Annotated in this window: 19 protein-coding genes and 5 tRNA genes; 8 read left to right on the top strand and 16 right to left on the bottom strand. The window is 43.6% G+C overall.

All coding sequences use genetic code 11. The features are described from left to right. Positions 1-134: 134 nt before the first annotated feature. From AMBT_RS04050 to AMBT_RS04000, 11 genes are all read right to left on the bottom strand, one after another. Positions 135-2,027, bottom strand: a complete 1,893-nt coding sequence (locus AMBT_RS04050; protein WP_013783307.1) for a SurA N-terminal domain-containing protein — start codon at positions 2,025-2,027, stop codon at positions 135-137. A gap of 285 nt (positions 2,028-2,312) precedes the next feature. Beyond that, entirely contained in the window at positions 2,313-2,585 is a 273-nt protein-coding gene (gene hupB / locus AMBT_RS04045; RefSeq protein WP_012518978.1) for a nucleoid-associated protein HU-beta, read from the bottom strand. Between the two features lie 303 nt (positions 2,586-2,888). Then, positions 2,889-5,243, bottom strand: a complete 2,355-nt coding sequence (lon, locus tag AMBT_RS04040; protein ID WP_013783306.1) for an endopeptidase La — start codon at positions 5,241-5,243, stop codon at positions 2,889-2,891. 420 nt (positions 5,244-5,663) lie between these two features. Continuing rightward, entirely contained in the window at positions 5,664-6,941 is a 1,278-nt protein-coding gene (clpX, locus tag AMBT_RS04035) for an ATP-dependent protease ATP-binding subunit ClpX (protein ID WP_013783305.1), read from the bottom strand. A gap of 78 nt (positions 6,942-7,019) precedes the next feature. Continuing rightward, positions 7,020-7,649 carry an ATP-dependent Clp endopeptidase proteolytic subunit ClpP gene (gene clpP, locus AMBT_RS04030; protein WP_013783304.1) on the bottom strand — a complete coding sequence of 210 codons (630 nt, stop codon included), beginning with the start codon at positions 7,647-7,649 and terminating at the stop codon, positions 7,020-7,022. Between the two features lie 98 nt (positions 7,650-7,747). Beyond that, complete coding sequence (gene tig, locus AMBT_RS04025) at positions 7,748-9,052, bottom strand: trigger factor (RefSeq protein ID WP_013783303.1); 1,305 nt, start codon at positions 9,050-9,052, stop codon at positions 7,748-7,750. Between the two features lie 310 nt (positions 9,053-9,362). Beyond that, positions 9,363-9,439, bottom strand: a tRNA-Pro gene (locus tag AMBT_RS04020). Positions 9,440-9,517: 78 nt separating this feature from the next. Further along, a tRNA-Leu gene (locus AMBT_RS04015) sits at positions 9,518-9,602 on the bottom strand. Positions 9,603-9,609: 7 nt separating this feature from the next. Next, positions 9,610-9,685 (bottom strand) — tRNA-His (locus AMBT_RS04010). A gap of 97 nt (positions 9,686-9,782) precedes the next feature. Next, positions 9,783-9,859 (bottom strand) — tRNA-Arg (locus AMBT_RS04005). Positions 9,860-9,884: 25 nt separating this feature from the next. Then, positions 9,885-9,961 (bottom strand) — tRNA-Pro (locus AMBT_RS04000). A 386-nt stretch (positions 9,962-10,347) separates the two neighbouring features. Between AMBT_RS04000 and folD the strand changes: the two genes are divergently transcribed. The 6 genes from folD to AMBT_RS03970 all read left to right on the top strand — a co-directional run bounded on the left by folD (position 10,348) and on the right by AMBT_RS03970 (position 16,347). Beyond that, entirely contained in the window at positions 10,348-11,202 is an 855-nt protein-coding gene (gene folD, locus AMBT_RS03995; RefSeq protein ID WP_013783302.1) for a bifunctional methylenetetrahydrofolate dehydrogenase/methenyltetrahydrofolate cyclohydrolase FolD, read from the top strand. A 9-nt stretch (positions 11,203-11,211) separates the two neighbouring features. Next, positions 11,212-11,775, top strand: coding sequence for a DUF1415 domain-containing protein (locus tag AMBT_RS03990; protein ID WP_013783301.1), 564 nt, complete (start codon positions 11,212-11,214; stop codon positions 11,773-11,775). Positions 11,776-11,932: 157 nt separating this feature from the next. After that, entirely contained in the window at positions 11,933-12,655 is a 723-nt protein-coding gene (gene tsaA, locus AMBT_RS03985; RefSeq protein ID WP_013783300.1) for a tRNA (N6-threonylcarbamoyladenosine(37)-N6)-methyltransferase TrmO, read from the top strand. 85 nt (positions 12,656-12,740) lie between these two features. Continuing rightward, positions 12,741-14,405: a proline--tRNA ligase gene (locus AMBT_RS03980; protein ID WP_013783299.1), complete on the top strand. Its 1,665-nt coding sequence runs from the start codon at positions 12,741-12,743 to the stop codon at positions 14,403-14,405. Positions 14,406-14,506: 101 nt separating this feature from the next. Then, complete coding sequence (locus AMBT_RS03975) at positions 14,507-15,352, top strand: MBL fold metallo-hydrolase (protein ID WP_013783298.1); 846 nt, start codon at positions 14,507-14,509, stop codon at positions 15,350-15,352. Positions 15,353-15,402: 50 nt separating this feature from the next. After that, positions 15,403-16,347, top strand: coding sequence for a phospholipase A (locus AMBT_RS03970; RefSeq protein WP_013783297.1), 945 nt, complete (start codon positions 15,403-15,405; stop codon positions 16,345-16,347). A 40-nt stretch (positions 16,348-16,387) separates the two neighbouring features. Here the strand turns inward: AMBT_RS03970 and AMBT_RS03965 are convergent, their stop codons facing one another. The 4 genes from AMBT_RS03965 to guaB form a co-directional block, all read right to left on the bottom strand. Then, positions 16,388-17,284, bottom strand: coding sequence for a histone deacetylase family protein (locus AMBT_RS03965; protein ID WP_013783296.1), 897 nt, complete (start codon positions 17,282-17,284; stop codon positions 16,388-16,390). 109 nt (positions 17,285-17,393) lie between these two features. Continuing rightward, positions 17,394-19,016, bottom strand: coding sequence for a methyl-accepting chemotaxis protein (locus tag AMBT_RS03960; RefSeq protein WP_013783295.1), 1,623 nt, complete (start codon positions 19,014-19,016; stop codon positions 17,394-17,396). A 166-nt stretch (positions 19,017-19,182) separates the two neighbouring features. Further along, a complete protein-coding gene (gene guaA / locus AMBT_RS03955; protein ID WP_013783294.1) occupies positions 19,183-20,760 on the bottom strand; it encodes a glutamine-hydrolyzing GMP synthase in 1,578 nt (525 codons plus the stop codon). A 95-nt stretch (positions 20,761-20,855) separates the two neighbouring features. After that, positions 20,856-22,325: an IMP dehydrogenase gene (gene guaB / locus AMBT_RS03950; RefSeq protein WP_013783293.1), complete on the bottom strand. Its 1,470-nt coding sequence runs from the start codon at positions 22,323-22,325 to the stop codon at positions 20,856-20,858. Between the two features lie 100 nt (positions 22,326-22,425). Between guaB and xseA the strand changes: the two genes are divergently transcribed. After that, on the top strand, positions 22,426-23,781 hold the full coding sequence (gene xseA / locus AMBT_RS03945) for an exodeoxyribonuclease VII large subunit (RefSeq protein ID WP_013783292.1): 1,356 nt from the start codon (positions 22,426-22,428) through the stop codon (positions 23,779-23,781). 10 nt (positions 23,782-23,791) lie between these two features. Next, positions 23,792-24,994 (top strand): hypothetical protein, encoded by a 1,203-nt coding sequence (locus AMBT_RS03940; protein WP_013783291.1) that lies wholly within the window; start codon positions 23,792-23,794, stop codon positions 24,992-24,994. Positions 24,995-25,146: 152 nt separating this feature from the next. Here AMBT_RS03940 and der read toward each other — a convergent pair whose 3' ends face one another. Next, on the bottom strand, positions 25,147-26,592 hold the full coding sequence (gene der / locus AMBT_RS03935; protein WP_013783290.1) for a ribosome biogenesis GTPase Der: 1,446 nt from the start codon (positions 26,590-26,592) through the stop codon (positions 25,147-25,149).

Below are 26,592 nucleotides of genomic sequence, written 5' to 3'. Positions count from 1 at the left end.
TTCAACACTGGCTTTTTTAGCGTATTTTTCACTTACCGTTAAGGCGAGGAATAGCGCTAGGCTTACTATATAACGGTTTTACGTTTCAACCTGGTTATATTCTCACAAGCCTTTAAACAGTAAGATCAGTAATACTAAAGGTTCTCAGACACCGTAACATCAGCATCAGCACGTAAAGCTTCAATGAACTGCTGGTAAACACGTTGACCTTGCATCTGTGCTAAACGAGGTTTCAGACTTTCTGACATCTCAGCACTTAGCGCAGGGGCACTGTTCACTTTAACAAGCTCTACAATGGCAACGTCACCGCTCACGGTCGCAATCACATCTACGCGCTTTTCAGCTTCGGTAGATAACGTAAACAGTTTATCAACGATACTGCGGTTTAGTGTACTACCACTTCTCGCTACGGCTTCAGCACTTTCCCAGTTAAGAGACTTTTCTGCTAATGTTGCATCTACACTTTCGCCTTGCTGAAGCGATTCAACAACACTTGTAGCCCAGCTTTCAGCAGCTTCTTGTGCTTTCTGTGCTTTCACTGTTGACACAATTCCATCACGAACTTCATCTAGGGCTTGAGTACGCTGTGGCAAGTGCTCTACAACACGCACAACAACTACCGTTTCATCATCTAGTTCGATAATGTCACTGTTCACGCCTTCATCGATAAGTTCAGAAGAAAACGCGACTTCAGTCAGTGCAGGTGAGCTCATATTTACTGGCACAGTGTTACGGCTAAACAAACCTGTTTCTTGTACCGGTAAGTCAACGGCGTTAGCAACATCTTCTAGTGTATCAGGCACTTCAAATGCAATTTCAGCCATGGTGTTTTGCAGCTCGAAGAATTCTTCTAATGCTTTATCGGTAAGCAATGTCTCGCGGATTTCTGCTTCTACGTCTTCAAATGCTTGAACTTGCGCTTCTTTAAGTTCAGTCAATTTAATGATGTGAAAACCGAATTCAGTTTCTACAACGTCGGTATAGTCTCCCACATTCGCTAAACTAAATACCGCTTCATCAAACGCATCGTCCATCATTCCAGGAGTAATAAAATCTAGATCACCACCATTTTCAGCTGAAAAGGTGTCATCTGAATTATTTTCAGCTAACTCAGCAAAATCAGCACCGTCGTTCAGTTGGTCTAATAGTGCTTGAGTTTTCGCTTTTGCTGCATCAGCATCATCACCTGACTCGATAAGAATATGTGAAACTCGACGCTCTTCTTCTTTGCCATAACCGCTAAGGTTATTGTCATAGTAAGTGCGAACGGCTTCGTCATCGACGCTTACGCGGCTTTTAACGTCTTCTACTGTCAGTGATACATAGGCAAGCTTAATTTGCTCTTCGGTATCAAATGCAGTGATGTTAGCGTTGTAATATTCGGCAATATCATCTTCTGTTACTTCCACCGACTCGGCGAATGAAGCAGAGTCAATCATCACGTATTTAGCGTCACGCGTTTGAAGCTGTAATGCATTCGCACGTTCAGCTTCTCCAGGTAACGCAAACTCAGAATTGGTTAACGCTGCAGCCAATTGATTTTGTGTCATTTGAATGCGTAAATAATCACGGAAGTCAGCAACCTGAAAGCCGTTTTGACGCAAAATAGTTTGGAAACGGTCGTTGTCGAATTGACCACCGAACTGAAACTCTGGCATTTGTACGATAGTTTCACGAATTTGAGCATCGCTAACGCGTAAGCCCATTTCCTGTGCTTGTTGCTGAATGAGTTTTTCAGCAATAAGTCTATCTAGTACGTTACGACGAAAGTCACTTAAATACTGTTCGCTTGAAAACAACTGGGCAATGCTTTCGCCAAATTGTGATTCCATTTGTGCCCGTTGGTTCTGATAACCGCGTTCTAATTCCTGAGCAGAAATTTCTTCGCCATTAACTGTTGCTACTGCCGTAGTACCTGAAGACGTCAGGTAGCTTCCTACACCAGCAAACACGAAACTCAATACGATTAGGGCAATAATTGCCATTGCCCATGGGCCTTGAGAACCTTCTCTGATTCTTTCTAGCATGATTGTTCTTCAACTCCGTTGCTTACTACACTTGCCCTTTAGCGTTGGATAATACCTACGCTAACATCATGGCAAAAAATAAGCGGTGATTATAACCTAATACCTGTGAAGATAAACGGCTTAACAAAAACTAATCCTTCTATTGTCCAATAAAACCGCAGCGTGATGCGCAATGCACTGTCGCGCTATAGGTGAGATAAAGAAAATAGTGGGAAATGATAAATTCGGCGTTACAAATAAAAAAGGCGATGGCATAAGCCATCGCCTTTTTCTTGCAAGTTTTGCTTAGTTACAAGCGTCTTTCAGAGCTTTACCAGCTTTGAAAGATGGAACTTTCGCCGCTGAAATCTGAATAGTCTCACCAGTTTGTGGATTACGACCACTACGAGCAGAGCGCTCACGTACTGAGAAAGTACCGAAACCGACTAGTGCCACTTGGTCACCGTCTTTAAGTGCTGCAGTTACTGAGTCAGTGAATGCATCTAGAGCGCGGCCGGCAGCTGCTTTTGAAATATCTGCGCCAGCAGCAATTTGGTCGATAAGTTGAGACTTGTTCACTATTATGATCCCCTTCGATTGTTATTATACTGTTTGTCCAAAACGATTTGATTGAACGTTATAGCAAGCTTGATTCTGAACATCAAGCATCTGTCACAATTAATTAACTTTTATTGAATCGCTGCAATCCCTTTTGTGGCAAGGCTTCAAGCGAATACAAATTAAAGGTAACACAACTCTTGCGACAAGAAAGCCCTATTTTGAAAAAAATAGGCGAATTGGCGAAGGTATGCACACTTTTTAATCAATTATTGCAAATTTAAGGCTGCAAGCCTTTAAAATTAGGACATGCAGCCAACCATTTTAGCTTTTAGTTGCAACCTCAAAAGACTCTACTGGCTCTTGAAGTGCAATATCAAGCACATCATCAATCCACTTTACAGGGTGAATTGATAAATCTTTTTTCACGTTTTCTGGAATTTCTTCCAGATCACGTTCATTTTCTGCTGGAATAACCACCGTTTTAATTCCACCACGGTGGGCGGCTAGTAGCTTTTCTTTCAAACCACCAATGGCCAACACTTCACCACGCAGTGTTATTTCACCGGTCATGGCCACATCGCATTTAACGGGGTTACCTGTTAACGATGACACCAAAGCTGTACACATGGCGATACCCGCACTTGGGCCATCTTTAGGTGTAGCACCTTCAGGCACATGCACGTGAATATCGCGTTTTTCATAAAAATCTTCGTTAATACGAAGCTTTTCAGCGCGACTACGCACTACCGTCATTGCAGCTTTGATAGATTCCTGCATAACATCACCAAGCGAACCGGTTGATGTCATCTTGCCTTTACCCGGCACTGAGGTGGTTTCGATAGTCAGTAAATCACCGCCTACCTGTGTCCACGCCAACCCGGTAACTTGGCCAATTTGATTGTCTTTGTCTGCCTTACCGTAATCGAAGCGTTGTACACCTAAGTAATCTTTAAGATTATCTTGAGTCACTGACACTTTATCTTTGCTCTTAGTCAGCAAGATATCTTTAACGGCTTTACGACATACCTTAGAAATTTCACGTTCTAAGCTACGAACGCCTGCTTCACGGGTGTAGTAACGAATCATGCCGATAATGGCAGATTCGGTAATCTCAAGCTCTTTAGACTTAAGCCCGTTACGTTCCATCTGCTTACTGATTAAGTGACGTGTTGCGATGTTTAGCTTCTCGTCTTCGGTATAACCAGAAAGACGAATAACTTCCATACGGTCAAGTAATGGGCCTGGAATATTCATGCTATTCGAGGTCGCCACAAACATCACATCAGATAAATCGTAGTCCACTTCTAAATAGTGGTCACTGAAACTATTGTTCTGTTCTGGGTCAAGCACTTCAAGTAACGCAGAAGCTGGGTCGCCACGCATATCAGACGACATTTTATCAATCTCATCTAATAGGAAAAGTGGGTTTTTAACTCCAACTTTTGCCATTTTCTGCACTAATTTTCCAGGTAATGAGCCTATGTAAGTACGTCTATGTCCACGAATTTCAGCTTCATCACGCACGCCGCCTAATGCCATACGTACATACTTGCGCCCTGTCGCTTTCGCAACAGATTGACCAAGAGAGGTTTTACCCACACCAGGAGGCCCTACAAGACACAAGATGGGTCCTTTCAGCTTTTTAACACGCTGTTGTACCGCGAGGTATTCTAGAATGCGTTCTTTGACTTTCTCTAACCCGTAATGATCTTCATTTAAAACCACTTCAGCGCGAGATAAATCTTTCTTCACTGGTGAACGCTTATTCCACGGTACATTGGTTAGCCACTCAATGTAGCTGCGTAATACGGTAGCTTCTGCCGACATGGGCGACATCATCTTAAGCTTTTGCAACTCAGACTTAGCTTTGTCCAACGCTTCTTGCGGCATTTTGGCGTCTTCGATTTTCTTCGCTAACGCTTCAAATTCATCCGGTGCATCATCAAGCTCACCGAGCTCTTTTTGAATGGCTTTCATTTGCTCATTCAAATAGTACTCACGCTGGCTTTTTTCCATTTGCTTTTTAACACGGGTGCGAATTTTCTTCTCAACCTGTAGCAAATCGATTTCACCTTCCATCAAGGCCATTAAATACTCAAGGCGTTCATTCACCCCTTTCATTTCTAGCACTTTTTGTTTTTCGGTGAGTTTAAGCGGCATGTGCGCAGCCATGGTATCTGCTAAGCGTGCAGCATCTTCGATACCATTTAGCGACGTAAGTACCTCAGGCGGTATTTTTTTGTTTAGCTTAACGTAACCTTCAAACTGCGATACCGCAGAGCGAATAAGCACTTCTTGCTCGCTCTCATCAATAGCACCGTCTTCAATTTTATTTACGTTAGCTACAAAGAATGGCTCTGATTGCTCGTAACCTTCAACTTCACCACGCACACTCCCTTCAACTAACACTTTCACCGTGCCGTCAGGAAGTTTCAAAAGTTGAAGAATGGTGGCAATAGTACCAACGGTATAAATGTCATCGGCATCGGGTTCATCCACACCGGCGTCTTTCTGGGCCACTAAGAAAATCTGTTTCTCGTTTTCCATTGCCGCTTCAAGACAACGGATCGATTTTTCTCGCCCGACAAATAAGGGTATGACCATATGCGGATAAACAACCACGTCCCTTAAGGCAAGCACAGGAATTTCAATGCGATTTTCTCGCTCAACTGTCATACGTGTTCTCTATTAGTTAGCATTGTCGATTGATATGGGGATGCTAGCGCAAAGTTCAAATAAAACATTCTTAATGTACGTAAATTCGCTGCTTTCCCTGCTTTTCTTTACCATTATCGATTTTAGACCGTATGGCAATAGTTTGTTGCCGAATCTATCAGAAAGGATAGGTTAAACGGGTTTGTTTGCTTAAATAACCAACAAGTTGTTATTTGAGAGGCGGAAAAACGCTAATTTTAGCCATACAGGAAAGCGTAACATTTGAGTATTATTTTTATGCCGTTGAAGTGAATAATCTTGAATGTTGAGGTTGAGGGTGAAAGTAAGCTCGAGGTTAACAAACCCTCACGCAGAAAATATTTATAGGCTTTTAGAAAACAAAAAAGGCCCTGAAGGACCTTTTCTAGAAAGCAAAGCTACCTACTCAGAGGCTGCTTTTTTATCTGTATTGTCGTAAATCAAGATAGGCTTAGACTCGCCGCGAATAACGGTTTCATCAATAACTACTTTGCTTACGTCTACCGCAGACGGTAATTCGTACATGGTATCAAGCAGAACTGCTTCAACAATTGAACGAAGACCACGGGCACCCGTTTTACGTTCCATCGCCTTTTTAGCGATAGCATGCAGTGCGTCGTCACGGAACTCAAGTTCCACATCTTCCATATCAAATAAAGCTGAATACTGCTTCGTAATCGCATTCTTAGGCTCTTTAAGAATTTGAATTAAGGCTTCTTCATTCAATTCTTCAAGACTAGTGACCACTGGTAAACGACCGATAAATTCAGGAATTAACCCGTATTTAACCAAATCTTGTGGTTCTACTTGTTTGAACAACTCGCTAATTTGCGCGGTGTTTTCGGATTTAGACTTAACAGCCGCACCGAATCCAATACCCGTTCCTTTCTGCGCACGTTGTTCAATAACCTTATCAAGGCCTGCGAACGCGCCACCACAGATAAACAGAATCTTAGAGGTATCTACCTGCAAAAATTCTTGCTGTGGATGCTTACGACCGCCTTGTGGAGGAACCGAAGCAACAGTCCCTTCAATAAGCTTAAGCAATGCTTGCTGCACACCTTCACCCGATACATCACGAGTAATAGATGGGTTATCTGATTTACGCGAAATTTTATCAATTTCATCAATGTAAACAATGCCGCGTTGGGCTTTTTCTACATCGTAATCACATTTTTGCAGAAGCTTTTGAATGATATTTTCAACATCTTCACCCACATAACCAGCTTCGGTTAATGTGGTCGCGTCTGCCATTGTGAAAGGAACGTCAAGCAAACGTGCAAGCGTTTCCGCCAGTAATGTTTTACCACTACCCGTTGGGCCGATAAGTAGGATATTACTCTTACCAAGCTCCACACCATCGTGCACATCACCATTACGTAAACGTTTGTAGTGGTTATATACCGCTACAGACAATACTTTTTTGGCGTGCTCTTGACCGATAACGTAGTCATCTAGGTGCGCATGTATTTCACTTGGCTTTGGTAAAGCATCCTGCTTTTGCTTAGGCGCGATCTCCTTGATTTCTTCGCGAATGATATCGTTACATAACTCAACACACTCGTCGCAAATAAATACCGACGGGCCTGCTATTAACTTTCTTACTTCGTGTTGGCTTTTGCCACAAAACGAGCAGTACAGTAACTTGTTATCACCGTCACCGCTTTGTTTATCACTCATTACTATTGCCTCTGCCTTGCCTGAACCGAAAACCAAATCGTGCCAAGCACTAGTTCAGGTCTACTATATATAACTATACTACTTAGTTGCAGCCGCGTCAGATCGATTTGTCATAACTTGGTCGATAAGACCATACTCTTTGGCTTCGGTTGCACTAAGGAAGTTGTCACGATCGGTATCGTGGGCAACTTTTTCATAATCTTGTCCAGTATGTTGGGCCATTAAGCGGTTCAACTTCTCTTTAATAGACAGGATTTCCTTCGCATGAATTTCAAAATCTGATGCTTGACCTTGGAATCCACCTAAAGGTTGGTGAATCATCACGCGAGAATTCGGTAAACAGTAACGCTTACCTTTAGCACCACCAGATAGCAAGAACGCACCCATGCTAGCCGCTTGCCCCACACATACCGTGCTTACGTCTGGCTTGATGAAATTCATGGTGTCGTAAATTGCCATACCCGCAGTTACAGAACCACCAGGTGAATTGATATAAAGGAAAATGTCTTTTTCTGGATTTTCAGCTTCCAAAAATAGCATTTGAGCCACAATCAGGTTGGCCATGTGGTCTTCTACCTGCCCTACTAAGAAAATAACATTTTCTTTTAGTAGACGAGAATAGATGTCGTACGAACGTTCACCTTTGGAAGTCTGTTCAACTACCATAGGAACAAGTGCATTCATTGGATCAAATGGGGTATTAGTCATAGCTACCTTGATTATCTAGCGTTAAAAACAAAAATGCTCGGAAGGCTCCGAGCATTTAAGCAGTTGCTGACAGGTGAAGTCAATCAGACAGTAAAAAATTACGCCTGTTTGTTCATAACCTCGTCAAAAGCTTTAGTTACTTCGGTAACTTTAGCTTGCTCAAGTACCCACTCAACCGCCTGCTCTTCTAATGCAACATTTTGCATTTGCTGCATGAGCTCTTGGTTGTTGTTGTAGTATTCTACAACTTCTTGAGGGTCTTCATACGCAGAAGCAGCAGTTTCGATCATCTCGTTTACTTTTGCTTCGTCAGCTTTAAGTTCGTTTTGCTTAATTACTTCACCTAATAATAGGCCAATTGAAACACGACGCTTGGCATTATCAGTAAATAATTCAGCAGGCAACTCAGGAAGGTTTTGACCACCGCCCTGTTGGCTGAAACGCTGCTTAGCTTGTTCACGTAAAGCGTTAACCTCTTGGTCGATAAGTGCTTGAGGAATATCAAGCTCATTAGCGTCAACCAATTTAGCAATAACGTCTTCTTTAACCTGAGTTTTAAGTGTTTGATCTAGCTCGCGTTGCATGTTCTTACGAACTTCAGCTTTAAGCGCGTCAACACCACCTTCCTGAACACCGAACAAGGTAGCAAACTCTTCGTCAACTTTAGGAAGTGACTGGCCTTCTACTTTTTTCACTGTTACTTGGAATACCGCGTCTTTACCTTTAAGGTTTTCTGCGTGGTAATCTTCAGGGAAAGCAACTTCTACTGTTACTTCTTCGCCCGCTTTCGCGCCTACAAGTGGCTTTTCGAAACCTGGGATCATGCGATCTTGACCTAGTTCAAGTTCGAAATCTTCAGCTTTTCCGCCTTCAAATTCTTCACCGTCGATAGAACCAACGAAATCGATAACAACTTTATCGTCTTTCTTCGCTTTACGTTTAACTTCTTTCCAAGAAGCGTGTTGCTTCTGTAGCGTTACCATCATGTTATCAAGATCTTCGTCAGTAATCTCTACTACTGGCTTTTCGATTTCAATATCGTTGATGCCTTTAACTTCTACTTCTGGATATACTTCAAAAGAAGCAACAAATTCCAAATCCTGACCATCTTCATCTTTAGTCAGTTCGAAATTTGGCATACCAGCTGGTTGAATTTTTTCTTGAACGATAGCCTGGTAGAAGTTTTGCTGCATTACATCACCAGCAATTTCTTGACGCACTGCTTGGCCGAAACGCTTTTTGATTACGCTTACTGGTACCTTGCCTGGGCGGAAACCGTTAATACGTTGCGTTTTCGCCAACTGCTGTAGGCGAGATTTAACAGCTGAATCAATAGCGTCAGCTGGAACGGTGATAGTAAGACGGCGTTCTAAACCCTGGGTCGTCTCGACTGAAACTTGCATTATATTACCTCAACTTTACGCCTATTTAAGCGCTTTGTTCTCAATCCCCTCTCCCGTCATGTCTATGTGACATATCACACCGGGGTAGAGGTCGTTTCCGACGTTTGCACTAACAAAACACCACACAATACTGTGTTAATCGCGTATTTGTTACAAACATACGAGTTAAAAAAAGACGCCGTAGTATACAGTCGCAGAGAACGAGAGTCGAGAGGGAAACACAAGTTTGTAACACGCTTTTGAATGATAAGTGTGCAAACGGATAGAAATAAGGAAATTAATAAGGAAAATATAACGAGGATAGAGTAAATGGTCGGTGAGATAGGATTTGAACCTACGACCCCTTGTACCCAAAACAAGTGCGCTACCAAGCTGCGCCACTCACCGACAATAATACTTAACAAAACACTTAAAAAGCACTTACAACAGCGCTTTAAACAGCTTTTGTGAAAAAAGCCTAAAACATGGTGCGGAAGGAGAGACTTGAACTCTCACGCCGTGAAGCACTGGAACCTAAATCCAGCGTGTCTACCAATTCCACCACTCCCGCGAAAAAGTGGGGTGGACGATGGGGCTCGAACCCACGACAACCGGAATCACAATCCGGGGCTCTACCAACTGAGCTACGCCCACCACTGAGGTGCTTGCAATAAATAAACATGTTGAATTGATAGTACATGTTTATCTTTAAAGATTCGACCAATCCGAATCAGGTCCTACCTGACTCGCATGGCGCGTCCGGCAGGATTCGAACCTGCGACCCACGGCTTAGAAGGCCGTTGCTCTATCCAGCTGAGCTACGGACGCTCGGCGAATCTTCGCTTGCAAAAAATGGTCGGTGAGATAGGATTTGAACCTACGACCCCTTGTACCCAAAACAAGTGCGCTACCAAGCTGCGCCACTCACCGACTGCGTAACGATACGTTTGAAGCAATTTGCGTCTGTGCCGTTACGGGGTGCGAATATTACTGACAAGACCCCACCTCGTCAAACACTTTTTTAAATAAAATATTCAACCGCTCACAAAGCACGCATAAATGTGCTTTTTTGAGCACTTTGGGCATTTTTCAAACTAACCGAAACCTAAAAACAGATAATTTAGTGCGAACTTGAAGGTAGGCGGCGTACTCGTTCATCGTAAACAACTTCACTCTTTATCGAAATTTACTTTTTATAAGCGCAAATCTTTAAAAATTTTCTCGATTTACAGTAATTGTATGTTTCTACTGGTCGCCAGTAGCAGTTTTATGAAACAATAATTAGCACTTAATGACCACACATTATAATCACTTCTATGACAGCTCATTTAATTGACGGCAAATTGATTGCCAAACAAGTACGCCAGCATGTTGCTTCTTATGTAGATTCACTTATTGACGCCAAGAAACGTCAACCTGGTTTGGCCGTGGTATTAGTCGGTAGCGATGCCGCCTCTCAAGTTTATGTTTCTAATAAACGTAAAGCATGTGATGAAGTGGGATTTGTATCTCGTTCTTTTGATTTACCCGCTGACACTACAGAAAACGAACTGTTAGCGCTTGTCGATCAACTAAATGACGACAAAGAAATAGACGGGATTTTAGTGCAGCTGCCCCTACCTGCCGGTTTAAATGCAGAAAAAGTATTAGAGCGCATTCACCCACATAAAGATGTTGATGGGTTTCACCCTTACAATATAGGTAGATTGGCACAACGTATCCCCGCACTTCGCCCATGTACTCCAAAAGGTATCATGACCATGATCGAGGCCACTAAGCGCCCCGTTAAAGGTTTAGATGCGGTTATTGTGGGTGCTTCTAATATCGTAGGTCGCCCTATGAGCTTAGAACTATTGCTTGCAGGTTGTACGGTCACTACTTGTCATAAATTTACACAAGATTTAAAAGCCCATGTAAGTCGTGCAGACCTTCTTGTGGTCGCGGTAGGCAAGCCAAACTTTATTCCTGGTGACTGGATTAAGCCCGGCGCTATCGTTATCGATGTAGGCATTAACCGTGTGAGTGACGGTTCGCTCGTTGGCGACGTGGATTTTGAGCCTGCTAAACAACGTGCGGGGTGGATTACCCCCGTTCCTGGCGGCGTGGGCCCAATGACAGTGGCCAGCTTAATAGAAAATACCCTAGAAGCTTACGTCAAATACCATTCCTAAGTTGAATTTGTGAACGATACACAGTTTATAGAAGCCACTATGCGTTGGGTTGATGACATTGTCATCAACCACAACTTTTGCCCCTTTGCCGGTTTCGTACGTCAACCGGGCCAAATTCACTGCGTCGTGGTTAACGGGGATGCAGGCGATGTTATTACCTCGCTTTTCGATGAGTGTAAACGCTTAGACGAACAAGATAATATTGCTACTACCCTTATCATCGCGCCTTCATCATCTACAGCTTCCTTCGATGATTACCTGGATGTATTAGCGATATGTGACCGTATGCTATCTGATTGGGGGTACACTGGCGTGTATCAACTCGCCAGTTTTCATCCTGACTATCAATTCGATGGCGAAGCTAAAGACAGCGTCGCGAATTATACCAACCGCTCTCCCTTCCCTCTACTTCATTTAATTCGCGAGCGAGATATTGCCCGCTATATGAAAAACGAAGATGATGCAGAGAAAATTTACACTCACAATATTGCCAAAGCCAATGAACTAGGTTGCCCTTATTTTGAAAAAGTATTGAAGGAAATGCGAAGCGCTAAAAATAAAAACGGCCTGTAAATGTACAGGCCAAAAGGTTTAATTGGGTCCAGGGATGCCAAATACGGCAGCCCCAAATGTCCGTAATTGGTTCAAGGTTTTAAACTTGAATTCGTACTCTACGTAAACTATGTGAGAATTTTATGACAGTGCGTTATGCAAGTAGGATTTTAAGGTAATGACCCCTAGTCAGTTTCCCCTTTCCGCTATCGGTCATATACAAACGCCGTTTAAACAAAAGTTTGCTATTCCCCGACAGCCCAATTTAGCCAAGGCGAAAGGGCAAGTAGTATTAGCGCCTGACTTTGATGATCCTCGAGTGTTTAAAGGTTTAGAGGTATTTAGCCATGTATGGCTACTCTTTCTCTTCCATGAGAATTTAGATAAAGGTTGGAAACCCTCGGTGAAAGCCCCTCGTTTAGGCGGAAATGCAACGCTTGGGGTGTTTGCCTCAAGAAGTACGCATCGCCCGAATGGTATAGGCATGTCGGCAGTGAAAAATTTAGGTTCTGACATTGTAGATGGAAAGCTTACCTTGCACGTCGAAGGAGTAGATTTGTTAGATGGCACCCCAATTATCGATATTAAGCCTTATTTACCCTACGCCGATGCGCTCCCCCATGCATCGGATAGCATGGCAGAACTGAATCACGCAGCCCCCATACCCAACTTAGAGGTAACCATTAACCCTCTCGTGCAAAACATGTTGAACGAAGCCGCATCGCAGCACCCGGATCTACCCACACTACTAACAGCCGTGCTGGCTCAAGACCCCCGCCCCGCTTATCGTCATAAACTATTAAGTGATGAAAAGACCTACCATACTGCACTGTATAATTATGACTTTGCCTTCACAGTAAAAAATAGTGTGGTTGAAGTCATTGGGATTAACACGCTTTAGTCGCACGTGGTTGTAGCACTATTGCTCACAGTTAATTAGAATACGCTCAATTGTATTTTTCATAGTTATAGGAAGACCGCTTCGAATGCGCACTAGTCAATATTTACTTGCCACGCAGAAAGAAACTCCGGCCGATGCTGAGGTTATCAGCCACCAGTTAATGTTACGTGCTGGTATGATAAGAAAACTGGCTTCAGGCCTTTATACGTGGTTGCCAACTGGGCTTCGCGTACTGAATAAAGTGGCAAACATCGTTCGTGAAGAAATGAACAAAGCAGGCGGTGTAGAAGTGTTAATGCCAGTAGTCCAACCTGCTGACTTGTGGGAAGAGTCTGGCCGTTGGGAAGAATATGGCCCAGAGTTACTGCGCATTAAAGACCGCCACCAGCGAGACTTTGTGCTAGGTCCTACACATGAAGAAGTAATCACATCGTTAGTTAGAAACGAAATCAGTAGTTACAAACAACTGCCAATTAATCTTTATCAAATTCAAACTAAATTCCGTGATGAAGTACGTCCTCGCTTTGGCATTATGCGTGGTCGTGAGTTCACCATGAAAGATGCTTACAGCTTCCACTTAGACGATACGTGTTTAGATAAAACTTACCAAACAATGTATGAAGCCTATGGAAATATCTTCAATCGCATGGGCTTAGACTACCGTGCGGTTATTGCAGATTCAGGCTCAATTGGTGGAAACCATTCCCATGAATTCCACGTCCTTGCCGAGTCTGGTGAAGATGCCATTGCCTTTGCAAGCGACAGCGACTACGCCGCAAACGTTGAAATGGCGGCTACTGCAATGCCAGAAAAACAACAAGCTTCAGGCGCAGCAGCAGAAGTCGTAAGTGGTAAAGCTTCAGATAGCGCACTTAGCATTTATGTTGTTAAAGGCGAAACGGAAGAAGAGAGCACAACTGAACAGTGGGTTGTATTAGTATTGCGCGCAGAACATGAGCTTAACGATGTTAAAGCGGAAAAAGTCACTGGCGTAGCTAGTCCGCTTGTTATAGCAAGTGAAGAAAAAGCCACTGAAATCTTAGGCGCTCATCCTGCTTTCGTTAACCCTAATGATATTACGCTGCCAATGCATGTCGATTTTAGTGCCGCAGCACTTGCTGATTTTGTTTGTGGTGCAGGCGAAAATGGCCAAATCACGAAAGATGCAAATTGGACTGTGGACATACAAACGGCAGATTTACGTAACATTGTGGCTGGTGATGCTTCACCAGACGGCAATGGTACTATAGAAATAAAGCGCGGCATTGAAGTGGGCCATATTTTCCAATTAGGTAGCAAATACTCAGAAGCGATGAATTGTGGTGTACTAAGCGAAACGGGTAAACATCAAACGCTTACCATGGGGTGTTATGGAATTGGTGTTTCACGTATTGTTGCGGCGGCTATTGAACAAAACCATGATAAATACGGCATCATGTGGCCTGATCCTATCGCGCCATTTAAAATTGCATTAATTCCAATGAATATGCATAAATCTCACCGTATCAAAGAAGCGGCTGAGGCACTGTACGAACAACTGATTGCGTTAGGTATAGACGTATTATTTGACGATCGTAAAGAACGCCCAGGTGTTATGTTCAATGACATGGAATTAATTGGTATACCTCATAGCATTGTTATCGGTGAGAGAAACCTCGACAATCAACAAATTGAATACAAAAACCGCCGTACAGGTGAAAAGCAATTATTAGATTTAGATTCGGCTAAAGACTTTGTTGTTAGTCTCTAACTTTGTCTATTATTGAAAGATAAATATTAGTAATTTTGCATTTGACCTTGTATACAGCTATGCAATAGCGGTTAGCTACAAGAATAAAAAACGGTGAACATATGCGGTTAACATTTTACGGCGTGAGAGGCTCTATTCCTACTCCTGGAGAAGCCTATGCACGCTATGGTGGTAATACCGCATGCGTTCACATTGAATTAGCCGATGGCACCGATATTGTGCTTGATTCGGGAACGGGTATCAGGCTGTTGGGGAACAAACTTCGCAGCAAAGATACGCCTATTCACTTGTTGCTCAGCCACAATCACTGGGATCACATACAAGGTTTTCCATTCTTCAGCCCTATCTTTCAAAAAGACCGAGATATCTATATTTACCCAGGGCAAACGACATTGCCCGAACACGATCAGATTTTAAGGCAAATGGACGGCTCAACGTTTCCTGTCCCTGTCAGTGCGTTACAGTCAAAACTCCATCTAACCATTATCCCGCCAGAGCAAGATATTTGGGAGATTGGTACTGCTACCATTCGCCGAATCCCTATTAATCACCCTGGTAAGGGTAGCGCCTATAGTATTGAAGAAAAAGGCATAAAAATCGCCTACATTACTGACAACGAACTCTACCCGCCGTATAATAAAGAAACCGACTTTTTAACGTTTGTCGATTTTGCTAGAAACGCAGACGTTATTATTCATGATGCACAATATATGATGTCCGATATGCCGGCTAAAACTGGGTGGGGCCATTCGGTTGCTGAAGAAGCCGTAAAACTTGCCATGGCGAGCAATTCAAAAAAATTAGCGCTATACAGCCATGATCCAGATCGTACAGATGAGGATATTGATAAGCTGGTTGAACACTGCATGGATTACATCACTATTGCAGAATCGAACCTAGAAATATTTGCATCAGCGGAAGGCCAGTTACTGGATTTCACTCATTAAAATAAATTAGCAAAAAACAACAACGACTTACCTAACGGAGAACACCACCAGTGTCAGTGTTTAAGCCATTTTTAATATTGGCTGCAGTCAGTCTGTGCAGCATAAATGCGCTTGCCCAAGAAAGCGCGCAAGATGAACAAGAGAGTGATATTGAAGTTATTGATATCATTAAACGAGATACCACAACAGAAAGTGCGCTCGATAATCGTATGGAAGGTGATAAGGAAGCAATTGATAACGTTTTTGCTATTACCCAGCATAGACAAAACTATTTACTTCCTATGAGTTACATTACCAATCCAAATTCGAACGGAAATGAAGAGCTCACAGAAGAAAATGTTGATAAAAAAGAAGCCAAGTTCCAGGTTAGTGTAAAGCTGCCTCTTTATTTGGAAGACACTGGATTTGATGGTATTTACCTCGGTTTTACCCTCACCTCATTTTGGCAGTTATATAATAGCGAAGTGTCAAAACCCTTTAGAGAAACTAATTACGAACCAGAGATATTTTGGCAAGAAACGGCAGACTACTCTGTTTTAGGGTATAAATTTAATACCTTTCAATTAGGGTTTAACCATACGTCTAACGGACAGAGTGGCCTTAGTTCTAGAAGTTGGAACCGTATTTTCGCCTCTGTTGTGTTTAGTGACCAAGACGATATTTATTATTTAAAAACCTGGTATCGTATTCCTGAAGACGACAAAGCAGACCCGCTTGATCCTACCGGTGATGATAATCCAGATATCGAAAACTATTATGGTCGTATGGAATTCGGTTATGGGCGTAAGCTTGGCAATTTCAAAGTGATGGCATTGCTTCGAAATAACCTTAACTTAGGGAATAACCGAGGTAGCATTCAGCTTGATTTAACCTATCCGCTTACCGACCGTTATGAATTATTGTTTCAATATTTTAACGGCTACGGCGACTCGCTCATTGATTACAACCGCTCTCAAGAACGAGTAGGACTAGGCTTTCAGCTACTTTTCCTATAAGCAGTTTTTAATAAGAGGCCCTACTTGATAGGCCTCTTGTTTAAATGACGCCAGCTGCTTTATAAAGTTGAAGATGAACTTCTACTAACGCATCTATGTCACGCTGATACCCGCCCCCAATAACCGCCGCAATGGGTATGCCCATACGTTCAGCGAACGCAAAAGCCATATCGTCTCGGGCGCTAACGCCTTCAGTCGTGATGTTTAATAAGCCCAAGTCATCATTGATGTGAATATCTACACCAGCGTCATAGATAATGGCATCTGCTTGAAATTGCATAGCAACCATGGCGAGCGTTTCTTGCACCGCATTTAAGTATTCGTCATCTTCACAGCCCTTCGCCATGCCTATATCGATGTTTGAATGCTGCTTTCGATAAGGGAAGTTTTTCTCACCATGAACTGACACGGTGAAAATACTATTATCGTATTGAGTAAGCTTAGCGGTACCGTCACCCTGATGGACATCAAAGTCGATAATTAATACATTGTCTATACCGCTAAATTTTTGCATGGCTTTCGCCGCAAGAAATAAATCGTTAAATAAGCAAAAACCCGATCCAAAATCTGAAAAAGCATGATGGTAGCCTCCGGTTAAATTTAACGCCTTTCCATGTTTTATGGCCAATTCAGCAGTTAAACAGGTGCCAGCTACTGCCGTAAGCGTGCGTTCGATGAGTTGATCGGACCAAGGAAAGCCAATACGACGCATAGCTTTTTTATCTAACGTGCCGCTTGTTAACTGCTGAACATAGTCTTTGTCGAAGTGACACTCTAATTCCGTTATCGCTAACGGTGAAGGAGTGTGAAATACACTATCAGCAACACCGTGAGACGATAACGCGTTTCGAATGCCCTGGTATTTATCAATGGGGAAACGATGGCGTTCAGGTAGGCTAAGTTGGCTATAAATAGGATGGAATACCAATGGGATCATAACGTCTCAGTCACTACCTTATTTTATTTGCGGCGAAAACCCCAGTGAGTTTATGAAAAAGGAGCATGCACTTAAACTAACTGCGTTTCATTATACGCAATATCATGTGTTAGCGGGTTAAACTGTTCACCACTTTTTCCACATTGTCTGACATGCTTTTCATCGACTGTGCCATGTCATCACGTTGTGCCAATTTATGATAGCGGTCGGACGATGCCACCACGTTCGCAATAATACTTTCCACCTGCGACAACACTGCTTCTTGTTCGTCTGCGGCTTCATTAAGGGCAACCACTACACTCGCCGTTTCTTTAATATCCTCAACCACGTTATTTAAGGTTTGCAATGCAGTACCAGCTTCAGTCGCATTGCTGTCTGAAAGCTGTTTACCTTCTTCCATGGCCAGAACGGCTCCACGGGCTTCTGCTTCAAAGCTACTAAGAATATCGTTTATTTCTTTCGTTGATTGCTGTGTTTTAGCTGCTAACGCCCGCACTTCATCTGCCACCACGGCAAAACCTCTACCATGTTCTCCTGCCCTAGCAGCTTCAATTGCAGCATTCAAAGCCAATAAGTTGGTTTGATCGGCAATCTCATTGATAACGTTAACCACTTTAAGAATATTCTTACTGCGGCTTTGAAGGTCGCTGACAATGTCACTCGACTCTGTTACCGTTTTTGCTAGTTGTTTGAACCCTGCATTCGCCCGCTCAAAAGTTGAATAACAACTTGCTACGTTATCCTCTGAATTTTTGGTAGCCACAGCCACTTGGTCGGTAATGGCGACCAAGTTCTGCACTATACCTTTTAATTTATCTGTGGTGGCATCTAAAGAGAGTGAAGCATCGCGCTGCTCTACCGCACCATCCATAATTGACTGCCCCACGTCGCCAAGGGCAACAAAAGCGCGCTCCATTTCTGATTCAGTTTGATGCAACTGGGTAACCGAGGCTTTTAACTTGCTTTGTAATGCTCTGGCAGAGTCAGCCAAAATGCCAAGCTCGTGCCCACTTGAATACGTCAGCGAGTAATCGTACTGACTAGTAGCTAGATTAGAAATGCATGCAGCCACTTCACGGGTAGGGTTAATTACCTGCGTGCGAAGACGACTAATTACATAGGTAACAGATAGCAGTGACAGCGCGATAGCAGCAAGCAAAATCAGCCATAACATCCTTCGCGTACCGTTTTTCAAATCAGTAATGGCTAGCTCAGATTGATGTGCTATTTCATCGGCAATACTTTCTAGTAACTTCGCAGGTTCTCGGTCAATACCGCGAACGTAGCTATCCCCTACTTTCGGATCTAAACCCGATGCTATAAAAGCCGCATAGCCTTCTCGATACTTTTCAGCCATATAGGCGTGCGCCGTTTGGAACTTTCGAATATCCGCTTTGGCTTTATCACTCACTACAGGGTTCGACAGCATTTGGCTGAATTGCTGCTTTATCTCAGCTTCCCGCTTTTGGAAGCGAGACCAGTACTTTTCGCGGTCGTCGTCGTCATGCCCTCGCAGCAGTGTATTTTTCCACTCCTGAACCTGGGTTTTGAAGGTATTTAACGTTGCGTTTACGTCTCGTTCTGCCTGAACAAGTGTATGCTCTAGTGATTCGAAACTGCTCAACAGCGAAAAAGATTTATAAATAGATGCGGCGTTTAAAAATACCAATAAACATAAGCTCGCAAGCACAGGGGTAATTACTAATCGACTGATACTGGTATAATTGAACACGGCGGTTAACCTTTAGTCTAATAAAAATTCGAAAATCGTGAAGCGCCGCCATTAAATGATATATAAATGACAAAAACATTACAGGTAACGTATAACTTTACACACCTTTAAATGCGTATTTATACGAAAGAAATATAGTCAAAAAAAAAGGCCTTGCGGCCTTTTTTTATTCCCACTCAATCGTAGCTGGGGGTTTACCTGATATGTCGTAAACGACGCGGGAAATACCATCAATTTCATTAATAATACGATTCGATACTTTACCTAAGAAGTCGTATGGTAAGTGCGCCCAATGTGCCGTCATAAAGTCGATAGTTTCTACCGCGCGTAGTGATACAACCCAATCGTATTTACGGGCATCACCCATAACGCCCACAGAGCGTACAGGCAAAAACACGGTAAAAGCTTGGCTCACTTTCTGATATAAATCGGCGTTATATAATTCTTCAATGAAAATAGCGTCTGCGCGGCGTAGTAAATCACAATACTCTTTTTTCACTTCACCAAGCACACGTACACCTAAACCAGGCCCTGGGAATGGGTGGCGATAAAGCATGTCGTACGGTAAACCGAGTTCAAGACCGATTTTGCGTACTTCATCTTTAAACAATTCACGTAATGGCTCAACCAAACCTAGCGCCATATCTTCTGGCAAGCCACCAACATTATGGTGAGACTTAATCACGTGGGCTTTACCTGTTGCTGAACCGGCTGATTCAATAACATCAGGATAGATAGTGCCCTGCGCTAGCCATTTCGCATTGGCCAGCTTTCCAGCTTCTTCGTCGAATACTCGGACAAATTCATTACCAATGGCTTTACGCTTAAGCTCTGGATCTTCAATATCCTTTAAGCGTCCTAAGAAGCGCTCTTCTGCGTCAACACGGATAATATTGAGACCAAAATGGTCACCAAACATTTCCATCACTTGGTCAGCTTCGTTTAAGCGAAGCAAACCATTGTCTACAAACACACAGGTAAGGTTCTCACCGATAGCACGATGAAGCAGCATGGCAGTAACCGATGAATCGACACCACCCGATAAACCCAGAATAACGCGATCGTCGCCTACCTTCTTCTGGATACGCGTAATGGCATCTTCGATAATGGCATCAGCAGTCCATAGTTTTTCGCACTTACACACATCTAAAACAAAATGACTTAGTAAACGCATGCCCTGTTTAGTATGAGTAACTTCAGGGTGAAACTGAACGCCATAAAATTGCTTTTCTTCGTTATACATAGCAGCATGGGGGCAGGATGCTGTTTGCGCGATGGTTTCAAATCCCTCAGGAACCGCAGATACCTTGTCACCATGACTCATCCACACGTCGAGCAATGCATTACCATTCTCGCCAATACTGTCTTCAATATGGCTAAGTAAAGACGTTGGTTTAATAATTTCTACTTGCGCATAACCAAACTCTCGCTTGTCTGAGCCTAAAACACCACCACCCAGTTGCGCTGCCATGGTTTGCATGCCGTAACAAATACCAAAAACAGGCACACCAGCTTCGAATACATATTCCGGGGCGCGTGGAGAGTTTTCCTCAGGCACTGACTCAGGACCGCCAGATAAAATGATACCATCGGGGTTAAATTCTCGAATTTGTTCTTCGGTCACGTCCCAAGCCCAAAGCTCACAATAAACGCCTATTTCACGTACACGACGTGCGATAAGCTGCGTATACTGTGAACCAAAATCTAAAATAAGAATGCGTTGGTCGTGGATATTTGTGGTCATGTTTTTACCCGTTTTATAATAGAACGAAGGCGGCAGTAAGGCGGAAAACTACCCGCCTCTTAATGCGCTATATATGATAATAACTCGTCGCGAATCTAGCCTAAACGGTAGTTCGGCGCTTCTTTAGTAATGCTAACATCATGGACGTGTGACTCGCCCATACCTGCAGAGGTAACACGAACAAACTGCGCTTTTGTGCGAAGCTCGTCAATACTGCCACAGCCGGTAAGCCCCATGGCTGAGCGTAGCCCGCCCATTTGCTGATGGATGATATTCGCAATAGGCCCTTTATAGGCTACGCGACCTTCAATACCTTCAGGTACAAGCTTTTCTGCATTATTTGATTCTTGAAAATAACGGTCAGATGAACCGTGGTTTTGGTTCATTGCACCAAGCGATCCCATACCGCGATACGATTTAAAGTAACGACCTTGGTAAAGTTCAACTTCACCTGGCGCTTCTTCTGTTCCCGCTAACATGCTACCTACCATTACGCAGCTTGCGCCAGCAGCAAGCGCTTTCGCGATATCACCAGAGAATCGAATACCGCCATCGGCAATAACCGGAATGTCTGTACCTGCAAGTGCATCTACCGCATCAGATACCGCAGTAATTTGTGGTACACCACAACCGGTCACTATACGAGTAGTACAAATTGAACCTGGGCCTATACCAACTTTAACTGCATCAACGCCTGCATCGGCCAGTGCTTTTGCACCATCACCTGTTGCTACGTTACCGGCAATAATTTGGACATCAGGATAATCACTGCGCACTTTCTTAACGCGGTCAATAACACCTTGTGAATGACCATGAGAGGTATCGATAAGTAAAACATCTACACCGGCTTCAACTAAAAGTTGAATACGCTCATCAGTACCTGGCCCAACGCTAACTGCTGCACCAACACGTAATCGACCCAATGAATCTTTACAGGCATTCGGTTTATTTTCTGCTTTTTGGAAATCTTTAACTGTAATAAGACCAGTAAGCTTGAACGCATCATCAACCACAAGAATTTTTTCAATGCGGTGTTCATGCATAAGATCGAGTACTTGGTCTGAACTTGCACCTTCTTTAACAGTAACAAGGTCGTCTTTACCCGTCATCACATTACTGATTGGTAGTTCTAGGCGCTTTTCGAAACGTAAATCTCGACCAGTCACGATACCAATTAAATTATTTTGATGATCGGTTACCGGAAAACCAGAGTAACCTAGACGCTTAGAAAGGGTAATAACTTCGCCGATAGTGGCATCTTTAGCAACCGTAACGGGGTCAGAAACCACACCACTTTCGTACTTTTTCACTTCACGAACATGCTTTGCCTGTTGCGCAGGTTCCATGTTTTTGTGAATAAAGCCGATGCCGCCCTCTTGAGCAAGTGCAATCGCTAGGCGTGCTTCAGAGACGGTGTCCATCGCCGCAGATACCATAGGGATATTTAACGTGACACCACGAGTTAGACGAGTTTGAAGTTTGGCAGTATGAGGAAGAACTGTCGAGTGGCCGGGAACCAGCAACACATCGTCGAACGTCAGGGCTTCTTGGATGATTCGTAGCATGCAACAACACCTATTCAGTTGAGGGTTAATTGCGGCGCAATTGTAGTGTTTTTTAGATTTCAGGTAAACTCTATTTTATTAAACCAGACGATTTTTTCTTATGTTTACATCTTCACCCTCTACATCGCGACAAATTTTAACAGTTACTAAGCTAAATCGGCTCGCTCGTACCGTGCTTGAAAGCGAGGTAGGACTCATATGGTTATCCGCTGAAATATCTAATTTTGTGAGTGCCGCTTCCGGTCATTGGTACTTCACACTAAAAGATAACAAGGCACAAGTGCGCGCTGCCATGTTTAAAAATACGAATCGTGGTGTGAAACAGCGCCCTAAAGAAGGCGATAAAGTGCTCGTAAGGGCATCTGTAGGTATTTACGAAGCCCGTGGCGACTACCAGCTTGTGATAGAGCATATGGAGAGCGACGGCGAAGGTGCCCTGCAGCAAGCCTATGAAGCGTTAAAAGCAAAACTTAACGCTGAAGGTTTGTTCAGTATTGACCGCAAGCGCCCCATGCCTGAGGTTATTAATCGAATTGGTGTTATAACCTCATCAACAGGCGCGGCACTGCATGACGTACTTAGTGTATTGAAACGCCGTAGCCCGCAAACGGAGGTCATTGTTTATCCTTCCATGGTGCAAGGTGAAACCGCGCCTAATCAGCTTATTAACGCCCTTCGCACTGCGAATCAACGAAATGAAGTAGATGCACTTTTGCTAACCCGTGGTGGTGGCTCGTTAGAAGATTTATGGTGTTTTAACAATGAAAACCTTGCTAGAGAAATTGCCGAGTCGCAATTACCGTTAATCAGCGCCGTTGGGCATGAAGTTGATTTTACTATTGCTGATTTTGTTGCCGATTTACGCGCCCCTACCCCTTCGGCAGCCGCGGAAATATTGAGCCAAGACACGAACGCGCTCAGCGAGAGCTTAGTTCAGTATAAGCAGCGCTTAACCCGTGCCATGCTTCAAAAACTTAGTCATTTAGCTCAGCAACATAAACTTCAGCACCAACGTTTGCAGTCAGTGCATCCGCAAAGCAAAATACAAAATCAGTGGCAAGCCCTCGACAGACTACAATTGCGTTTAAGCCATGCTATTAACAATAAACTCGCTATCGAAAATAAACGGTTTGAGTCTGTCGATAATCGCTTAGCGCGACAAAACCCCACGGTGCGTGTGAATCAAGCTAAAGCGCGCATGATACAAACCCATAAAGCGCTATGTAACAACATGAAGCAGTTAGTAAATAGTAAACAACAAGCTTTTGCTGCAAAAGTGGGTTTATTGCAGTCTGTTAGTCCGCTTTCTACATTGTCGCGAGGCTACAGTATTACGATGTCGAGCGGAAAGGCAGTTACCTCTGTAGATACCGTTAAAGAAAACGATATACTTATGTCTCGAGTGACTGATGGAGAAATAACCAGTAAAATAGTGGAAATTCGTCGTCATCAATAAAGGTTGGCCTTTGTTTCCTATTTTTTCGCGTTCGGGCTGGTTGCTACTTGCGCTAGCCTCTTTATGCGCACCAGCAGTTCATGGTCAACAACAAGCAGTATTATCTGAGCTACCGGTGTTGCCTGAACCGTCATCTTTATCGGCACCTGCGCCTGAAGTTCCTGCAATCGCAATTTCTCTGGCGGTGTTTTCTACTTACCCCAGTGAAACCCTTTTGGATGCCTGTGGCGATACAGAGCCTAATCAGGCGTGTATTGAAGATACCATTACCCCAGAAGCATTTATCTCTACACTGATAGCAAAATCTTGGTTCACTGAGATTAAGCCTTTTGGCAATGACTCAGACTACGAATTACTTATTGCTAACGTGGCTAAGCAAGATGAAACTTCCACTATGAGTAGAGCGCTAAGTGAGGCGCTACTTGAAGAGCTAGACGAAGAACTAAACGAAGAGAAACACTTCACTGAATTAACACTGCAATGGCGAGGAATAGAGATTGATTCTTTGGTTATTAGCAGTCAAGTAAATAGCAATGAAACGGCAACAAATAAAGCCATAGAACCGCTACTATCGTGGTATAAACATGCTACCGAAAACGGCCTGTTAACCCCAAGTTTTTTATATCATGCGCTAAACGCGAGCGACTACGGCAACCATTTAAGCGTACCTGAGTCTTTAGGTGATTTCACCAGACTTGATACTCAGCTGTACCCCGACCCCTTCAAAGGCTCAATTACCAGGTATACCCACCCTTTCTTTGAAGATGCGTTAGTTGATGTAACGGTTTATCCCATATTGGCTAAACTCGACACAAATACGCTAAGTAATCAAAGCGAAACGGCCAGCACTGCTAATACTGAAAACTCAGCCCGCACCGACGCTTTGCTTCACCAACAATTAGACGAAGATTGGAACAAAGCTGACCACGTTGCCCACGCGCGTAATTTAACCTTGTCTCAAGCCCGGCCGATATCCCCTTTTAATGTAGTAGGTTTTGCCAATGGGTGGCGCTTAGCGCTTAAAGCTGAGTCAGCAGTAGACGATCCTATTTTCGCGACAACCTATGTATTTACGCGCAAAGATAAGATAGTGAAAGTGGCTACCACCTTCCCTAGTGACTTCTCTGACAACTTAGCCCACGAACTCATTGCACATATCACAGTGCCAGAAGAATCTATGCTTATGCAGCAAGTTCGCGCCATGCTCAAGTAAATAAACGCGTGAAGCACACCCCACATAAAACCAAAAAGGTCGGCGCTAATAATAGCGCCGACCTTTTTATATGTTTGGAATAATAACGTTTCAAACCTGCATATCGCCATTGCCCAAAAACGCTTAGTTACCAAGCTTTTTCCGATTAAGTGTTACTTTTTGTTACTATGATAAGACAGTAAACGCTTACGTTTACGTTCTTGAGTAAGCGTAAGCTTGTTCTTTTTGCCTTCAAACGGGTTAGCCCCTTCCCTAAATTCGATGCGTATAGGCGTGCCCATCACCTGAAGCGCTTTACGGAAGTAGTTCATCAAGAAGCGCTTGTACGACGTAGGTAAATCATCAACTTGGTTTCCGTGAATAACAATAACAGGCGGGTTATAACCACCAGCATGTGCATATTTCATTTTAACACGACGACCACGAACTAGCGGCGGCTGATGGTCATCTTGAGCCATTTCCATAATTTGGGTAAGCATGGAAGTATTAATACGCTTAGTGGCACTTAGGTAAGCTTCTTGTACAGATTCGAATAAGTTACCTACACCGGTGCCGTGCATTGCAGAAATAAAGTGCAGACGTGCAAAGTCGATAAAACCAAGACGGCGATCGAGTTCTCGTTTGATATCGTTTTTAATATCTGTGCTCAACCCATCCCACTTATTCACGGCAATAACCAGAGAGCGACCTGAATTTAACACAAAGCCGAGTAAGCTTAAGTCTTGGTCGGTAATGCCCTCTCGGGCATCAATAATCATCAGTACAACGTTCGCTTCATCAATCGCTTGCAACGTTTTAACGATAGAGAATTTTTCAACCGCCTCATTCACTTTTCTGCGTTTACGAACCCCAGCGGTATCGATAAGAATATATTCACGCTCGTCACGTTCCATTGGAATGAAGACGCTATCGCGGGTCGTACCTGGAAGGTCAAAAACAACAACCCGTTCTTCACCTAAAATACGATTCGTTAACGTAGACTTACCTACGTTAGGCTTTCCAACAATGGCCAGCTTGATAGGCTGTTCTTGGAGACGCTTAAGCTGTTCTTCAGCATCAATCTCTTCTTCTTGAACTTCTTCAACAATACGCATGTCAGGAAAAGACGCTTCAAGTGGCACTAGAGCATCTTGAAGTAACTGGCTTACACCACGTCCATGAGCCGCGGCGATTTGCTTAACCGTGCCTAAGCCCAGCGCGTAAAAGTCAGCGCTTTCGCTATCGCCATCAATGCCGTCGACTTTATTTGCAACAACAAACACTTTTTTGTTGAGGCGACGAATATGGTCGGCGATCCCTTGATCTGCAGGCAGTAGACCTGCTCTGGCATCAACAAGCAATAAGACTACATCGGCTTCTTCAATGGCTAAAAGTGACTGCTGCGCCATTTCAGCATCAATACCTTCTTCGTCACCCGTGATACCGCCGGTATCCACCACGATGAATTGACGCTGCTCAAACTTAGCCTGACCGTACTTGCGGTCACGGGTAAGCCCTGGGTAATCAGCGACCAGCGCATCTCGTGTATTAGTTAAACGATTAAACAAGGTGGACTTACCCACATTAGGGCGGCCTACCAAAGCAACAACGGGCAACAT

Origin of the sequence: Alteromonas naphthalenivorans (genome assembly GCF_000213655.1) — a bacterium.
Classification (GTDB): domain Bacteria; phylum Pseudomonadota; class Gammaproteobacteria; order Enterobacterales; family Alteromonadaceae; genus Alteromonas; species Alteromonas naphthalenivorans.
Note: the sequence above shows the minus strand (reverse complement) of the source record. Positions and strands in the feature narration are given on the sequence as shown.

Bases quoted from the DNA above. Each gene is read 5' to 3' on its own strand.
- der (WP_013783290.1), bottom strand. From the start codon at position 26,592: ATGTTGCCCGTTGTTGCTTTGGTAGGCCGCCCTAATGTGGGTAAGTCC.
- tig (WP_013783303.1), bottom strand. From the start codon at position 9,052: ATGCAAGTTTCAGTCGAGACGACCCAGGGTTTAGAACGCCGTCTTACT.
- guaB (WP_013783293.1), bottom strand. From the start codon at position 22,325: ATGCTACGAATCATCCAAGAAGCCCTGACGTTCGACGATGTGTTGCTG.
- guaA (WP_013783294.1), bottom strand. From the start codon at position 20,760: ATGACCACAAATATCCACGACCAACGCATTCTTATTTTAGATTTTGGT.
- AMBT_RS03975 (WP_013783298.1), top strand. From the start codon at position 14,507: ATGCGGTTAACATTTTACGGCGTGAGAGGCTCTATTCCTACTCCTGGA.
- tsaA (WP_013783300.1), top strand. From the start codon at position 11,933: ATGACCCCTAGTCAGTTTCCCCTTTCCGCTATCGGTCATATACAAACG.
- lon (WP_013783306.1), bottom strand. From the start codon at position 5,243: ATGACAGTTGAGCGAGAAAATCGCATTGAAATTCCTGTGCTTGCCTTA.
- xseA (WP_013783292.1), top strand. From the start codon at position 22,426: ATGTTTACATCTTCACCCTCTACATCGCGACAAATTTTAACAGTTACT.
- clpX (WP_013783305.1), bottom strand. From the start codon at position 6,941: ATGAGTGATAAACAAAGCGGTGACGGTGATAACAAGTTACTGTACTGC.
- clpP (WP_013783304.1), bottom strand. From the start codon at position 7,649: ATGACTAATACCCCATTTGATCCAATGAATGCACTTGTTCCTATGGTA.
- AMBT_RS03980 (WP_013783299.1), top strand. From the start codon at position 12,741: ATGCGCACTAGTCAATATTTACTTGCCACGCAGAAAGAAACTCCGGCC.
- AMBT_RS03965 (WP_013783296.1), bottom strand. From the start codon at position 17,284: ATGATCCCATTGGTATTCCATCCTATTTATAGCCAACTTAGCCTACCT.
- AMBT_RS04050 (WP_013783307.1), bottom strand. From the start codon at position 2,027: ATGCTAGAAAGAATCAGAGAAGGTTCTCAAGGCCCATGGGCAATGGCA.
- folD (WP_013783302.1), top strand. From the start codon at position 10,348: ATGACAGCTCATTTAATTGACGGCAAATTGATTGCCAAACAAGTACGC.